Raw genomic sequence first — 13394 nt, 5'->3', positions numbered from 1 at the left:
GGCGTGAAGCCGCCCTGCACAGCAACAGGCAAAGCCGGTCTCGGCTTTTTCAATACACATCGCGCCGGTAGCGGCCCGAGCCCAACAGCTCGGCCACCTTGGCCTCGCCCAAAATGGCCTGCAGCGTCAGATGCACGCCTTGCCCCATGCCGCTCAGGCTGCCGCAGACATAGATGGCCGCGCCACGCTCCACCCATTGCCGGACTTCCTGTGCATGGCTGCGCAGCAAATCCTGCACATAGCGCGAATCCTTACCGTTGCGCGACCAGGCCTGATCCAGCCGTGCCAGTCGGCCTTGCCTGAGCCATGCGCCCAATTGGTCGGCAAATAGCGCGTCGTGCTGCGGGCTGCGCTCCCCGAACAACAGCCATTGATCACCAAGCCCTTGCTGCACACGCGCCCTGATATGGCTGAGCAGGCCCGCCAGGCCCGAGCCATTGCCGATCAGAATCAGCGGCCGCCCGGCGTTCTCACCGAGTCTGAAGCCTCGGTGCTCGCGCAAGGTCAGCGGCAGTACATCCCCCTCGGCCATGCCTCGGCACAACCAGTGCGAGGCAAGGCCCGGTGAACCATCGGCACGCGTGCTCTCGCGCACCAGCAGTTGCAGGCTGCCATCGGCCGTGATCGAGGCGATCGAATAGTCGCGCGCACGCTCAGGGTCGGCAGGCACGCACAGAGACACCAGATCGCCCGACTCCCACTGCGGCAGCTCGCCCGACTGCGGCGTCCACTCCAGCAAGTGCAGTGCCCCGCCTTGGCTGCCGGGATTGAGCAAACGCCGCCGACTGAGCACAAAAGGTATGCTGGCCGGCGCCTGCAACCAGTCCGAATCCAGCTCCCGGGCTGGCGCAGACTCGCCCAGCAAGCCCTGTCGCATCTGAGCGACCTGGGTCTGCCAGCTCTGCAAGCTCAAGGCCTCCATATTGTCCACGCAGACCAGATCGCTGCGCGCGCCGCCGCTCTGCAACCACTCGTGCACCTCCACACCAAACGCACAGAACTCCTGGTATTCACGATCACCCAGCGCGAGCACCAGGCTTTGGTGCCGGCTCAGCTGAGGCTGCGTGGCCATGAGCTGCTGGACAAAGCCCAGCGCATGGTTGGGCGCATCGCCCTCGCCTGTGGTGGACAGCAGCCACAGGCTGTGTGCATAGTGCTGCAGCAGCTCGGTCGTCAGCTTCTCGACGGGCAGCAGGCGCACCTGCAGACCGCCATCGACCAGCATCTTGACCGTGGCACGGGCCAGGGCCTCGGCCTGCCCCGTCTGGCTGGCATAGGCGACCAGGACGGCAGGCGCAGCAGCATCGCCTTGCGAGACCTTGCTCTCGGCCTCATCGGCCAGGCGCTGCTTGCGCACCTTGGTGCCAATACCCCAGCACATGCCTGCATAGGCTGCGACCAAACCCATAGCCCCATAGATGCGCTCGGGCGTCAAAATCCATTCCACTGTCATGCCTCAAATAGGTTGATCCAGGCCGGTGTCTTGAGCACCCGTCTGCGGGCCTCATTGCCATCGGATGCGAGATGCGATGTGAGCACGGCTGCAATCTCGTGTTCACGGGCAAAGTCCATGCCTTGCTGCGGACCCAGCACCGTGAGCACGGTGGCCAGCGCATCGGCATGCATGCATTCCTCATGGAACACGGTCACGCTGGCCAGATCATGCGTCACCGGCCAGCCCGTGCGCGGATCCAGCGTGTGCGAATAGCGCCTGCCGGCCTGCGTGAACTGATGCCAGAAATCGCCCGAGGTGGCAAAAGCGCCCTCCCTGCAGGCCACGACCAGCGGCTCGGCCTCGGCAGAACCGCCCGTGCCCAGCTGCACCTGCCAGGGCCGCCCATCAGGGCGCGCCCCCCAGCTGCGCAGCTCACCGCCAATTTCGAGCATGCCCGCAGCCCAGCCTGCGGCCTGCAGCTTGCGCACAGCCCAATCCACGGCAAAGCCCTTGGCAATGCCGCAAAAATCCAGCTCCAGACCTCCGGACTGCTGCAACTGCCGGGTTTGCGCATTCCAGCGCAGATGGCCGTGGCCGCTGGTCTTCAGCAAGCGCTCGATCTCATCGCCGGCCGGCGCCTGCCCTGAATGCGGCTGCAGCGGGTTCTGGCGCGGCCCGAACCCCCACAGCGAGACCAGCGCCCCCATGGCGGGATCCAGGGCCGCGCCGGATAGCCGGCTCCAGTGCAAGGCCGCTTCCAGAACATGGGCGAACTCCGCCGGCACTATATGCGTTTGACCGGGTCCTGAACGATTGAACCGGGTGATCAGCGAATCCGCCTCCCAGTTGCTCATCTGAGCGATGACATCAGCAAACACCTGCTCCAGCAGAGCCTGCGCCGGCTCGGTGGGCAGGTAATCCGGGTTGGCCAGACACAGCGACCAATGCGTGCCCATGGTCTGGCCGGACAGGCGATGAATACGCCCGTCCTGCCGATGCTGCAGGCTTGCAGGTCGCCAGCGCTGCACGCCAAAGTCCGGCGCCGGCATCCGAGCGCGAGCCTGACTCTGTGCCGCCGACAAGGGCAGTTGCCAGAGACTGGCGTCAAAGCGTACGCGGGGGGGTGTGGGCATGGGCATCCAGACAAAGGCGAAAACAGCAGCGAAAACAACGACGCGCCCGGATCGGGCGCGTATTCAGTCCATCAAGCGCCAACGCTTAAGGCAGGACTTCCAGAGTCGCGATATAGCCCAGGCGACGCTCCGTTGCCTTGGCAATGCTGGTCTTCTTGTCCGTGGCATCGGCGTTCAGCCAGAACAGACCTGCGCGGGGGAACTTGATCTTGACCTGGCCCTTGGCATCGGTCTTGAGCTTCATGGCGTCCACACCGTCGCGGTAGCGAATGCCGTCGGCCACCAGCTCCAGCTCCAGATCCGCAGCGGGCTTTCCGTCAAGATGAAATTCGAAAGTCGCCTCTTCGCTGGCCACCAGATCATTGGGGTGCGTCACGGGCTTGAGCTCCAGACCCTTGCCGGTCAGCGCCAGCGCCGAAGGCTTGCCCAGGGACACAAAGGTTTCCATGCGGCGCAGATTCTCGGTCACGCGCACTTCCTTGGCATCGGCGGGAATCTGCTTGAGCACTTCTTCCACCGAGCCACGAAGGCGCTTGGGCTGGCCGTTGGCATCCTTGTAGCCACCCATCACGCCGGTCATCAGCATGGTGACGCGGTAGGTGCCGGCCTTTTCTGGCTTGAAGTCGAACATGCTGCGCAACTCGCCCTTGGCGACATTCTTCATTTCCACCGCCGAGCCATCGGGCGCGGTCACCTTGACGGCTTCCAGGCCCAGCGGACGGTGATTGAAGAAGAACACATCGTTGGACACGGCCGCATCCACCGTCACCCAGTCGGACTTGGACAGCACGGTGCTGGAGGGCTTGAACCACAGATCATGCGCCTGGGCGCCCAGTACGGTCAGTGCCAGAGCGGCTGCAGCGAGAGCACGTGTTTTGAACTTCATATCGGGTCCTTGAGAACAAAAAGGGTGACAAATCAAAAGAGAGAGAGACGTGACGGCCAAGCAACACCCTAAAACTGGCGCTACGCAGGCAAGAGACACCAAGGAAGGGTCGCCCCGCACCGAGGGTGTCGTCCCCCTGCCGCGAAGCCAGAGAGGGGGAAGCGGCGGGGCCGCCTAGGCAAAGCCGCTCAGGGGGTGAGAATCAAGATCAAGGCTTCAATTCCAGCTTGATCGCGCCCAGCTCGGTGCTGCCATTGGCGCTCAGGCTGGTGGCCTGCTTGACGGGCCACTCAAAGGGAATGGACACCAGCTCGCGGCCGCCGACTTCACGCGCGGCTTCCACCATCAGCTTGTACTGACCGGGAGCCAACTGGGGCAGCGGGTTCTTGCCTTCGGCAAAAGACAGCGCATGGCTGCCCACAGGCTTGGTCGGCTGGGTCACGCCGTCAATGGGAAAGCTCAGCTCACGGCCCGTACGACGCCACCACTGGCGCATGTCCTTGAGCCACTTGGTGCCCTCGGCATTCTTCATCTTTGCGTCGTACCAGACGGACAGATTGGCTGCCACGCCGCCATCGGCCTTTTCCAGCCACACGGCAACATACGGCTTGTGGTATTCGGCCACCTGCAACTGGGGCACAGTCACAGCCACATTCATGCCGCCCGCGATTGCCGGCAGGCCCACCACAGCGCTCAGCGCCACCGTGGTCTTGAAAATCCGCTTCGCCATTTTTTCTTCCTTCACAAATTTCCAGTCAACTTTTCCCACATCGCATGAAACGAGCGCAATCCCAGTCAGAGACGGCCAGCAAGGGCTGCCCCAGCATGTACCGTCGCCCCCTTTCAAGAGGGAAGGCGCGAAGCGACTCAGGGAGTGCCTCATTTCAATGCACGAGCAGCAATACCAGCAGCGCAGGCAGCACCAGCCCCAGGCCGACCATGGGCCAGGTCATGGGCCGGCGCTGCGCATGCATCTTCAGAATCAGCAGACCCGTGATGCAGAACACCAGACAGCCAATCGCAAAGACATCTATGAACAGGCTCCAGGCTCCGCCCGTATTGCGCCCCTTGTGCAAGTCGTTGAGGTAGGAGATCCAGCCCCGGTCGGTCTTCTCGTACTCGACCGATCCCTCCTTCAAGTCCACGCGCAGCCAGGCGTCGCCACCCGGGCGCGGCATGGGCACATAGGCTTCGTCTTCGCTCCACTCCACGGCAAAACCCTTGGCACTGACCTTGATCTGCCGAGCCAGCCAGCCATCCACCTCGGCAGGCAAGCCCACCGCATCCTTGCTGGCAGCCTGCGCGCCCTGCTTCTGGGCTTGCTGCAGCTTTTCGAGCAGCTCCGGGGGCAATTGCGCATCACGCGATTCGACCTTGGGCTTGGACTCGATCTGCCCGGCGTGATTCAAGGTGAATCCCGTCAAAGCAAACAGCAGCATGCCGATCAGGCAGATGGCGGAGCTGATCCAGTGCCACTCATGTAATTTTTTGAGCCAGTACGCCCGCTGCGGAGCGTTGGGGGAAGCCGCGGTCATTCAGAACTTTCTGGGATTGCATCGCCGCCGGGCCGAACCGGCCTGCGCGACATCGCGCCACAAGGCCGGCCTTGCTTGCGCAGCAAGGCGGCATTCTAGTTGCGCAAATTCTAAATGCATCTCACTTTTATTTACTTTACTTGACGTAAACAAAGCACCCACCCAAGGCAAGAGCGTTTACGCCATCCCGAAAACTCGTGGCTGTACAGGTAGGCAGGATCCGCACCGCCTATCCAGACCGGCTGTCTGTTGCTGTAGTACAACAAAACGCAGGGTGTCCGCAGCCATTATTGAATGATATCGAGAACTATTATCAATATCACCTAGAATCCGCACGCTTTTTCCAAAAATCGACTCCTCATCAAAAGCATGTCCAACCACTCCCTGACTCCGACCGACTCCAACGGCTTGCGCTGCGAGCTCAAGCAAATCGTGATTGCCGCAGGCCTGTGCCTGATTGGCGCCAGCGCGATGGCTCAGCAGGAAACCACCTTGTCCACCGTGAATGTGGAAGCCGCTGCCGACGCCAGCTTCAAGACCGAAGCAAGCCCTCAAGGCAAGTTCACCGCCCCTTTGCTGGACACGCCCAAGACCGTTCAGGTCATCAATGAAGAGATCATCAAGCAGACCGGCGCCACCAGCCTGCAGGATGCCCTGCGTTCCACCCCCGGCATCACCTTCGGCAACGGCGAAGGCGGCAACCCCACAGGCGATCAGCCTTTCATCCGCGGCATGGACGCCCAGTCCAGCACCTTCGTGGACGGCATGCGTGACATCGCCTCCGGCACCCGCGAGTTGTTCAACGTCGAAGCCGTGGAAGTCATCAAGGGCGCGGACTCGGCCTACGCCGGTCGTGGCGGTGCAGGCGGCTCCATCAACATCACCACCAAGAAGGCCAAGAACGAGAACTTCATCTCGGGCGACGTGGGCCTGGGCACCGACAACTATCTGCGCGGCACGCTGGACATCAACCGCAAGATCAACGACACCACGGCTTTCCGTCTGAACGCCATGGGCCACAGTGCCGACGTTCCTGGCCGCAACGGTCCCGACAACAAGCGCTGGGGCATTGCTCCCACCGTGACCTTCGGCATGGGCACGCCCACCGAAGTGACGCTGTCCTGGCAGCATCTGCAGACCGACAACACACCCGATGGGGGCGTACCTTATCTGTACAGCAATGCGGCCATGGCGGGACTGCCCGGCGGCAGCACCGTGCGCCCCACTTACGGCAATGACCGCGCCAACTGGTACGGCCTGAACAACCGTGACTTCGAGAAGGAAAAGAGCGATCTGTTCACTGCCTCGGTCACCCACAAGTTCACCGACACCAACAAGATCCGCAACAGCCTGCGCTACAGCAAGACCAAGCAGGACTATGTCTGGACCCAGCCCGACGACTCCAAGGGCAATGTGCTCAATGGCTATGTCTGGCGCCGCGGCAACGCACGCGTATCCGACACCACCACGCTGCAGAACGTGACCGAGTTCACCGGCAAGGAGCAGACCGGCTCCATCGGCCACAGCTATGCCTTCGGTCTGGAGCTGTCCAAGGAAAAGGCAGATGTGCGCTCCGCCGCCATCCAAAGCGGCGGCACCTGCACATCGGTATCCGACCCCTGGTGCACCACCCTGAGCAACCCCAGCGGCGCCAATGCCCCCTGGAACTTCGCCTGGGCACTACCTACTCAATCCACCGTCAACAAGATCGACACCATCGCGGTGTACGGCTTTGACACTCTGAAGCTCAACGAGCAATGGCTGGTGAACGCCGGTCTGCGCGTGGACCACTACAAGCTCAGCGCATCCGGCCCCGCAAGCACGGGCCGCAACCCTGCCCCCGCATACGACCTGAGCCGCAGCGACACGCTGTTCAACTACCAGTTGGGTGTGGTCTACAAGCCTGCGGCCAATGGCAGCATCTACGCCAATCTGGGCACCTCTTCGCGCCCCGGCGGCTCGACCCTGGGTAACGGCAATGAAGATCTGGCTGCCAACACCATTGCACTGGCCGACCTCAAGCCCGAGAAGACCAAGTCCATCGAGCTGGGCACCAAGTGGGATCTGCTGGACAAGAAGCTGAACCTGAGCGCTGCCATCTTCCGCAATGAGGTGACAAACGTCCGCATTACGGAAAACGGCATCACCTACATGGGCGGCAACAAGGAAGTCAACGGTCTGGAGCTGGGCTTCACCGGCCAGATCCTGTCCAACCTGAGCGTGTTCGGCGGCTATACCTTCATGGATAGCGAGCAAAAGAACATGGGCGTCGGCAACGTCGCCAATGGCCGCCCCTTCATCAACACCCCCAAGCACAGCTTCAGCCTGTGGACCAGCTACAAGCCCATGTCCAAGCTGACGCTGGGTATGGGCATCTATGCGCAAAGCAGCGTCAATGCAGCTTATGCAGTGTCCACCGTGGATGGCGGCATCGTAACCAAGGGCGCCTCCGGCTATGCCCGCTACGACGCGATGATGGCCTACCAGATCGACAAGAACCTGAGCTTCCAGCTGAATGTCTACAACCTGGGCAACAAGGCTTACTACACCGGCGTGCGCTCGCCCCACTACGCCAATATCGGCGCTGGCCGCTCTGCCGTGGCTTCGCTCAAGTTCACGTACTGATGCAAGCCCTGCCTGCGCTTGATCTGGCGCAGGCTTGCAGCAAACCATCACTCCAAGCCCCGCAGGCCCCGGATGCCAGCGGGGCTTTTTACGTGCACACTGCCCGGATACTCTTTCAGAATGTCGGATTCTGGTTCTTAAAACCATAGCTGCTTACGCTTGCCCTTCAATGATTTCAATATGAAAAGATATTGAAAACAATATGCAGCAAGCGCAAGCAGCTATGGTTAATGAGAGACCAGGATCAACAACCGCCAGATACCCACCCATGCTGCTACGCATACCCGCCCTGCTCACTCCCGATGAAGTACGCCACTGCCGTCAGGCGCTGGAAGCCGCCAGCTGGCAGGACGGCAAGGCCACGGCCGGCCATGTGGCGGCTCAGGTCAAGCGCAATCTGCAGCTGCCACTGGACAGCAAGACCGGCCAGCAGATAGGTGATCTGATCCTGGACCGGCTGGGCCGCAACCCGCTGTTCATGTCGGCGGCCCTGCCGCTCAAGGTCCTGCCGCCGCGCTTCAATCGCTACGAGGGCGGAGGCACTTATGGCAACCATATCGACAATGCGTTCTTCACCATTCCGGGTACCGCCATCAAGGTCAGAACCGATGTCTCCACCACGGTCTTCTTCAGCGATCCCGACGAATACGAAGGTGGCGAGCTGATGGTGGAAGACACCTTCGGTCAGCAAAGCGTGAAGCTGGCGGCGGGCGACGCCATCGTCTACCCCGGCACCAGCCTGCACCGCGTCAACCCCGTCACACGCGGCACGCGCTATGCCTCGTTCTTCTGGACGCACAGCCTGGTCAAGTCGGCGGAGCAGCGCCGTCTGCTGTTCGATCTGGACCAGAGCATTCAGCAACTCAGCCAGGAGCAGCCCGAACACCCGCGCGTCGCCGCCCTCTCGGGCACCTATCACAATCTCTTGCGCATGTGGTCGGAAAGCTAGCCCCCAGGGGGACGACAGCCTGCGCTGCTGGGCAGCCCTCGCCGGCTGTCTCCTCCTGCACCGGGCCTGCTCTGTCGCCCCATCCCCATCCAACCGGCTTGATTTATGACTGTTGAACGTTTGAATGCCACAGGCCAGCCCGTCAAACCGCCACTGACGCAGATTCCCGCTCAGACAGGCTCCCTTGCGGACTACGCCCGGCTGGCGCGCGAGCATATGGAGGCCCACGCCTGGGCGCATATGGAAAGCGGCGCCGATCAGGGGCTGACGCTGGCTCATAACCGCCAGGCGTTTGACCGCTTTCGCCTCTGCCCGGAGCCGCTGGTCGATCTGTCCGCAGCCCATACGCGGCAAAGCCTGCTGGGCCAAAGTCTGGACTGGCCGTTGCTGCTGGCGCCTGTTGCCTATCAACAGCTGGCGCATCCCGAGGGCGAGCTCGCCACGGCACGCGCGGCCATGGCCATGCGCACCGGCATGATGGTCAGCACCCTGTCCAGTTGCACCCTGGAAGCCATTGCCCAGGCCGCGCAAGCCGCAGCCCAGGAGCTGGGACGCAGCGGCCCGCTCTGGTTTCAGCTCTACCAGCAGGCAGCACGCGAGCACACGTTGCAGCTGATCCGACGCGCCGAAGACGCCGGCTATCAGGCGCTGGTCTGGACGGTGGACGCCCATATCAAACGCTCCAGCTACCCGCTGCCGCCAGGCGTGGAGGCCGTCAACCTGCGCGGCATGCCCCAGCAGCGCCAGAGTGGCGACCTGATGAGCGAGCACATTCTGTTCGGCTCCGAGCTGGCCCGAGGCGCGCCCACCTGGGACGACCTGGTCTGGCTGCGTCAGCAAACCCGGCTACCGCTGATCATCAAAGGTCTGCTCTCGGCCCGCGCCGCCGCGCAAGCCGTGGAACTGGGGGCCGATGCCATCGTGGTCTCCAACCATGGCGGGCGCGTGCTGGACACCGCCGTCTCCGCTCTGGAAGTGCTCGCAGCCATACGCGCGGCCACACCTGCCCATATCCCGCTGCTGATGGATGGCGGCGTGCGTCAGGGCACCGATGTGCTCAAAGCCATCGCACTGGGTGCCAGTGCCGTGCTGCTGGGTCGGCCCCAGATGCATGCCCTGGCAGTGGCCGGCATGCTGGGCGTGGCCCATATGCTGTATCTGCTGCGCGCCGAGCTGGAGCTGGCCATGGCCCAGACCGGCTGCGCCAGGCTCGATCAGATCGGGCCCGGGCTCTTAACCACTTGCTGATTGTGCGTAATTTGGCGGCATGCATTGCAAATGCGATGGATTCTCATTTATACTCCGCCTATTACATCAATAGCCAGCAACAACTGCCTGTAGCCATGATCGTCTGTGTATGCCGCCGGGTTTCTGACCGAGAAATAGCACGCCACGCGCATGCGGGTATGAGCTTTGACGAAATCCAGTTTGAATTGGGTGTTGCCACACAATGCGGGCGCTGCGAAGGCTGTGCACGCGATGTCGTCGCCCAGTGCAGTGCAAGCCATCCGATCGCGGCGATCCACAACGAAGCGCAATCGTGCGCTTCGGTGCAGACCGTTCAGCTTGCCACCAATATTCTGGAAAGCAAAGCATGGCCCACCTCTCCGTCCTCTCAGCCGTCTTCGGCAGCCTGATTCTGGTGATGGTATGCACTTGGTGGATCCTGCGTGAATGATGCGATCCCGTCTGCGTGCCCTGTTTCCTCGGCCAGCTATTGCCGGTTGACCAGCGCTTTTCCTTTCTGATTCCAGCCTGCGCTGGTTGCTCTTCTCGCTCTTATGTCCCAGTCTGATCGATTTGCACCTGCCAGCGGCGTGAGCCGCAATATGGCAGTTGCTGGTGCTGTGGTTGTTGTGCATGCTGCCGCCCTGTGGGCCATGCAGCATGGCCTGGCCCAGCAAAAGCCGCCAGAGATAGTGATTCCCGCCAGCGTGATTGCCCAGTTCGTGGCGCCGCCTGCTGCCGAACCCGCACCGCCTGCCCCACCGCCGCCTCCCAAGCCTCCCGCACCAGCGCCCAAGCCCGAAAAACAGCAGCCCAAACCCGAGGTCAAGAAGGCTCCGCTGCCCAAGGCAATCAAGGATCCGACCCCTGCACCGGCCGCGCCTCAAGGAGCACTGGAGAGCAACGACAGCAAACCGGACAAGACGCCTCCAGCGCCACCCGCGCCCCCGGCCCCTCCAGCTCCGCCCGCACCTCCGGCACCACCTGCACCGCCCAAGATCGAGCAGCCATCGAGCAATGCAGCCTATCTGAACAACCCCGCTCCCGCTTATCCTTCGGTCAGCAAGCGCATGGGTGAGCAAGGCAAGGTGCTGCTGCGCGTCTATATCAACGAGCAGGGCCAACCCGAGAAAATCGAAATCAAGCAGTCCAGCGGCTTTGACCGTCTGGATGAAGCCGCCGTCAACACCGTGCGCCAGTGGAAATTTGTTCCCGGCAAACGCAACGGCGTGGCCGAACCCATGTGGCACATCGTGCCCATCAACTTTGTTCTCAAATAAATCTGCAGTTCTCAGGAGTACCCATGGAATCCCAATTCGGCATTGCCCACGTCTGGACACAGGGCGACTTCGTGACCAAAGGCGTGGCCATCATCTTGCTGGTCATGTCGGTGGCCTCTTGGCTGGTCATCGTTCTCAAGGCCCTGGATATCGTGAAATTCAAGAAGTTCGCCACCCAGGCACAGGACTTCTGGCACAGCCCCGATCTGGCCACCGGCCTGGAAAAGCTCGGTAACGACAAGCAGAACCCCTTCCGTTTCATGGTGCTCGAAGGCCGCGAAGCCTCCGCCCACCATCGCAAGACCAGCGTCCACCTGCATGACACGCTGGACATCAGCGACTGGGTGACTCGCTGCCTGCGCAACGGCATCAACGAATTTACGGCCCGCCTGCAATCGGGCCTGGCCATTCTGGCTTCCGTGGGCTCCACCGCCCCCTTCATCGGCCTGTTCGGCACCGTCTGGGGCATCTACCACGCGCTGGTGGCCATCGGCATGTCCGGCCAGTCATCCATCGACAAGGTGGCCGGCCCCATCGGCGAGGCGCTGATCATGACCGCCCTGGGTCTGGCTGTCGCCATCCCCGCCGTGCTGGGCTACAACGCTCTGGTGCGCGGCAACAAGGGCATCCTGAATGCACTGAACAGCTTCGCCCACGACGTGCACGCCTACTTCGTGACTGGTGCCCGCGTTTCCGTGGACGGCCAGGTCTCTGGCAATGTGCTGCCCCTGAAGAAAGGCGCCTAAGCCATGTCATTCGGAACCATGGACGATGGGGACAGCGATGATGTGATGAACGAGATCAATATGACGCCTTTGGTGGACGTCATGCTGGTTCTGCTCATCATCTTCATCATCACCGTGCCCGTGATGAAGCACTCGGTCAACGTGGACCTGCCGCGTGCCACCAACCAGCCCGAGGACACCAAGCCTGCCACCGTCCAGCTGGGCATCACGGCCGACGGCAAGTATTCCTGGAACGGCCAGAATATCAGCGACGAGCAGCTGGAGACCAATCTCCAGGCCGAAGCCGTCAAGGAGCCTCAGCCCGACCTGCATATCCGCGGCGACAAGGAAGTGCGCTACGAACGCGTGGCCCAGGCCATGGCCGCCGCCCAGCGTGCCGGCGTCAAGAAAATCGGTTTTGTGACCGACCCCACCCAATAAGCGCGTGCTTGCCCCCAAAAAACGGCCCTCTGGGGCCGTTTTTTCATGACTCGAATGGCATCGAGCAATGGCATCCGCATCTGCCTGCCCAGCCGGGCCAGCTCTTGCGCAACATCGCAAGGCAGAAATCCCGGGCTGGCGCACGGAAGGACGGATTCCCGCAGAAAAATAAACAGTGTTTTTTCGCAAATGAGACTAAGTATCACTTGCGTTTTAATTGAGAATTGTTATCATTCCCTCAGTTTTGAACTTAAGGAATCACGGCATGTCTGCACCGCTTGTTGCGACCTCACAGCCCAACAACCGCAGCTCTTCCTCCATGGCTGCTGCAACCCCCTCAGCCGCTGCCGGCCCCAGCCTGGGCCTGGACAGCGCCCTGCTGCTCAACGGCCAAAAGGCCGTCACCATCCTGCACAACGGCACGCCCTATCGCCTGCAGGCCACCAAGCTGGGCAAGCTCATTCTGACCAAATAAACCGTTTCATCGTGGGGCGACACCGCAAGTGTCGATTCGCCAGCCATAGTCGTTGTAGAGCACCTGCCCTCTCTTGTGCTCACACTTCACATAGCCACGCGTTTTTTCCCTCATCCGCAACCCGCCAAAACAAAACCCCTGCGCTCATCAAGCGACAGGGGTTTTGTTTTGGTCTCTGCCACCGCAGTGGCAGAAATCAAGCGCGATTACAGACCCAGGGCAGCAATGCCGGCCTTGGCAACCTGTGCGTCTTCATTGGCCTTCACGCCGGAGACACCCACGGCACCCAGCACCTGGCCGTCCTTGACGATGGCCACGCCACCTTCGAGCAGACCGTCCACAAAGGGAGCGCTCAGGAAAGCGGTACGACCGTTGTTGATCATGTCTTCGAAAGCCTTGGTGTCCTTGCGGCCCACGGCTGCAGAGCGCGCCTTGGCGGGGGCGATGTGGGAAGAGATGGGAGCAGCACCATCCATGCGCTGCAACAGCAGCAGATGGCCGCCGTCGTCCACGATGGAGATCGTCACGGGCCAGTTGTTCTTCAGTGCTTCAGCTTCGGCAGCCGCAGCGATGGCTTTCACATCGGCCAGTTCGAGTTCGTGCTTGGTCTTCATAAGATAAAAAGCTCCGTTGGATTGTCAATGCAGCAAGCATATTCTGTACTTTGCAGGCAAAAGTAGATG

The 13394-nt window shown here is 61.8% G+C and carries 14 protein-coding genes; 8 read left to right on the top strand and 6 right to left on the bottom strand.

The features are described 5' to 3' along the window. Window positions 1-49: 49 nt before the first annotated feature. The 5 genes from QYQ99_RS22120 to QYQ99_RS22100 form a co-directional block, all read right to left on the bottom strand. On the bottom strand, window positions 50-1453 hold the full coding sequence (locus QYQ99_RS22120) for a sulfite reductase subunit alpha (protein WP_302090029.1): 1404 nt from the start codon (window positions 1451-1453) through the stop codon (window positions 50-52). Continuing rightward, complete coding sequence (locus QYQ99_RS22115) at window positions 1450-2568, bottom strand: FAD:protein FMN transferase (RefSeq protein WP_302090028.1); 1119 nt, start codon at window positions 2566-2568, stop codon at window positions 1450-1452. Before QYQ99_RS22115 ends, QYQ99_RS22120 begins: the two co-directional genes overlap by 4 nt. A gap of 85 nt (window positions 2569-2653) precedes the next feature. After that, the gene (locus tag QYQ99_RS22110; RefSeq protein ID WP_302090027.1) at window positions 2654-3454 is read right to left on the bottom strand and encodes a DUF4198 domain-containing protein; all 801 of its coding nucleotides are present in this window, start codon (window positions 3452-3454) and stop codon (window positions 2654-2656) included. A gap of 208 nt (window positions 3455-3662) precedes the next feature. Beyond that, window positions 3663-4184, bottom strand: a complete 522-nt coding sequence (locus QYQ99_RS22105; protein ID WP_057092629.1) for a DUF2271 domain-containing protein — start codon at window positions 4182-4184, stop codon at window positions 3663-3665. Window positions 4185-4338: 154 nt separating this feature from the next. Next, the gene (locus QYQ99_RS22100) at window positions 4339-4989 is read right to left on the bottom strand and encodes a PepSY-associated TM helix domain-containing protein (protein ID WP_302090026.1); all 651 of its coding nucleotides are present in this window, start codon (window positions 4987-4989) and stop codon (window positions 4339-4341) included. Window positions 4990-5358: 369 nt separating this feature from the next. Here QYQ99_RS22100 and QYQ99_RS22095 point away from each other — a divergent pair, with 369 nt between their 5' ends. From QYQ99_RS22095 to QYQ99_RS22060, 8 genes are all read left to right on the top strand, one after another. Next, window positions 5359-7614, top strand: a complete 2256-nt coding sequence (locus QYQ99_RS22095; RefSeq protein ID WP_302090025.1) for a TonB-dependent receptor — start codon at window positions 5359-5361, stop codon at window positions 7612-7614. 268 nt (window positions 7615-7882) lie between these two features. Beyond that, window positions 7883-8563, top strand: a complete 681-nt coding sequence (locus QYQ99_RS22090) for a Fe2+-dependent dioxygenase (RefSeq protein ID WP_302090024.1) — start codon at window positions 7883-7885, stop codon at window positions 8561-8563. A 120-nt stretch (window positions 8564-8683) separates the two neighbouring features. After that, the gene (locus QYQ99_RS22085; RefSeq protein ID WP_302093246.1) at window positions 8684-9811 is read left to right on the top strand and encodes an alpha-hydroxy acid oxidase; all 1128 of its coding nucleotides are present in this window, start codon (window positions 8684-8686) and stop codon (window positions 9809-9811) included. A 95-nt stretch (window positions 9812-9906) separates the two neighbouring features. Next, window positions 9907-10200 carry a (2Fe-2S)-binding protein gene (locus QYQ99_RS22080; RefSeq protein ID WP_302093245.1) on the top strand — a complete coding sequence of 98 codons (294 nt, stop codon included), beginning with the start codon at window positions 9907-9909 and terminating at the stop codon, window positions 10198-10200. A gap of 144 nt (window positions 10201-10344) precedes the next feature. Further along, window positions 10345-11070, top strand: a complete 726-nt coding sequence (locus tag QYQ99_RS22075) for an energy transducer TonB (protein WP_302090023.1) — start codon at window positions 10345-10347, stop codon at window positions 11068-11070. Window positions 11071-11093: 23 nt separating this feature from the next. Beyond that, window positions 11094-11816, top strand: a complete 723-nt coding sequence (locus QYQ99_RS22070) for a MotA/TolQ/ExbB proton channel family protein (protein ID WP_302090022.1) — start codon at window positions 11094-11096, stop codon at window positions 11814-11816. A 3-nt stretch (window positions 11817-11819) separates the two neighbouring features. Continuing rightward, complete coding sequence (locus tag QYQ99_RS22065) at window positions 11820-12236, top strand: ExbD/TolR family protein (RefSeq protein ID WP_302090021.1); 417 nt, start codon at window positions 11820-11822, stop codon at window positions 12234-12236. A gap of 265 nt (window positions 12237-12501) precedes the next feature. After that, entirely contained in the window at window positions 12502-12711 is a 210-nt protein-coding gene (locus QYQ99_RS22060) for a hemin uptake protein HemP (protein ID WP_302090020.1), read from the top strand. A 206-nt stretch (window positions 12712-12917) separates the two neighbouring features. Here QYQ99_RS22060 and QYQ99_RS22055 read toward each other — a convergent pair whose 3' ends face one another. Beyond that, complete coding sequence (locus QYQ99_RS22055; RefSeq protein WP_003053536.1) at window positions 12918-13325, bottom strand: GlcG/HbpS family heme-binding protein; 408 nt, start codon at window positions 13323-13325, stop codon at window positions 12918-12920. Window positions 13326-13394 lie beyond the last annotated feature (69 nt).

It is taken from the genome of Comamonas testosteroni (assembly GCF_030505195.1).
Classification (GTDB): Bacteria; Pseudomonadota; Gammaproteobacteria; order Burkholderiales; family Burkholderiaceae_C; genus Comamonas; species Comamonas testosteroni_G.
The sequence above is the reverse complement of the archived record's forward strand: the minus strand, read 5'-3'. Positions and strand labels throughout refer to the sequence as shown.

Coding starts and splice junctions, on each gene's coding strand:
- QYQ99_RS22120 (WP_302090029.1), bottom strand. CDS start 1,453: ATGACAGTGGAATGGATTTTGACGCCCGAGCGCATCTATGGGGCTATG.
- QYQ99_RS22115 (WP_302090028.1), bottom strand. CDS start 2,568: ATGCCCACACCCCCCCGCGTACGCTTTGACGCCAGTCTCTGGCAACTG.
- QYQ99_RS22110 (WP_302090027.1), bottom strand. CDS start 3,454: ATGAAGTTCAAAACACGTGCTCTCGCTGCAGCCGCTCTGGCACTGACC.
- QYQ99_RS22105 (WP_057092629.1), bottom strand. CDS start 4,184: ATGGCGAAGCGGATTTTCAAGACCACGGTGGCGCTGAGCGCTGTGGTG.
- QYQ99_RS22100 (WP_302090026.1), bottom strand. CDS start 4,989: ATGACCGCGGCTTCCCCCAACGCTCCGCAGCGGGCGTACTGGCTCAAA.
- QYQ99_RS22095 (WP_302090025.1), top strand. CDS start 5,359: ATGTCCAACCACTCCCTGACTCCGACCGACTCCAACGGCTTGCGCTGC.
- QYQ99_RS22090 (WP_302090024.1), top strand. CDS start 7,883: ATGCTGCTACGCATACCCGCCCTGCTCACTCCCGATGAAGTACGCCAC.
- QYQ99_RS22080 (WP_302093245.1), top strand. CDS start 9,907: ATGATCGTCTGTGTATGCCGCCGGGTTTCTGACCGAGAAATAGCACGC.
- QYQ99_RS22075 (WP_302090023.1), top strand. CDS start 10,345: ATGTCCCAGTCTGATCGATTTGCACCTGCCAGCGGCGTGAGCCGCAAT.
- QYQ99_RS22070 (WP_302090022.1), top strand. CDS start 11,094: ATGGAATCCCAATTCGGCATTGCCCACGTCTGGACACAGGGCGACTTC.
- QYQ99_RS22065 (WP_302090021.1), top strand. CDS start 11,820: ATGTCATTCGGAACCATGGACGATGGGGACAGCGATGATGTGATGAAC.
- QYQ99_RS22060 (WP_302090020.1), top strand. CDS start 12,502: ATGTCTGCACCGCTTGTTGCGACCTCACAGCCCAACAACCGCAGCTCT.
- QYQ99_RS22055 (WP_003053536.1), bottom strand. CDS start 13,325: ATGAAGACCAAGCACGAACTCGAACTGGCCGATGTGAAAGCCATCGCT.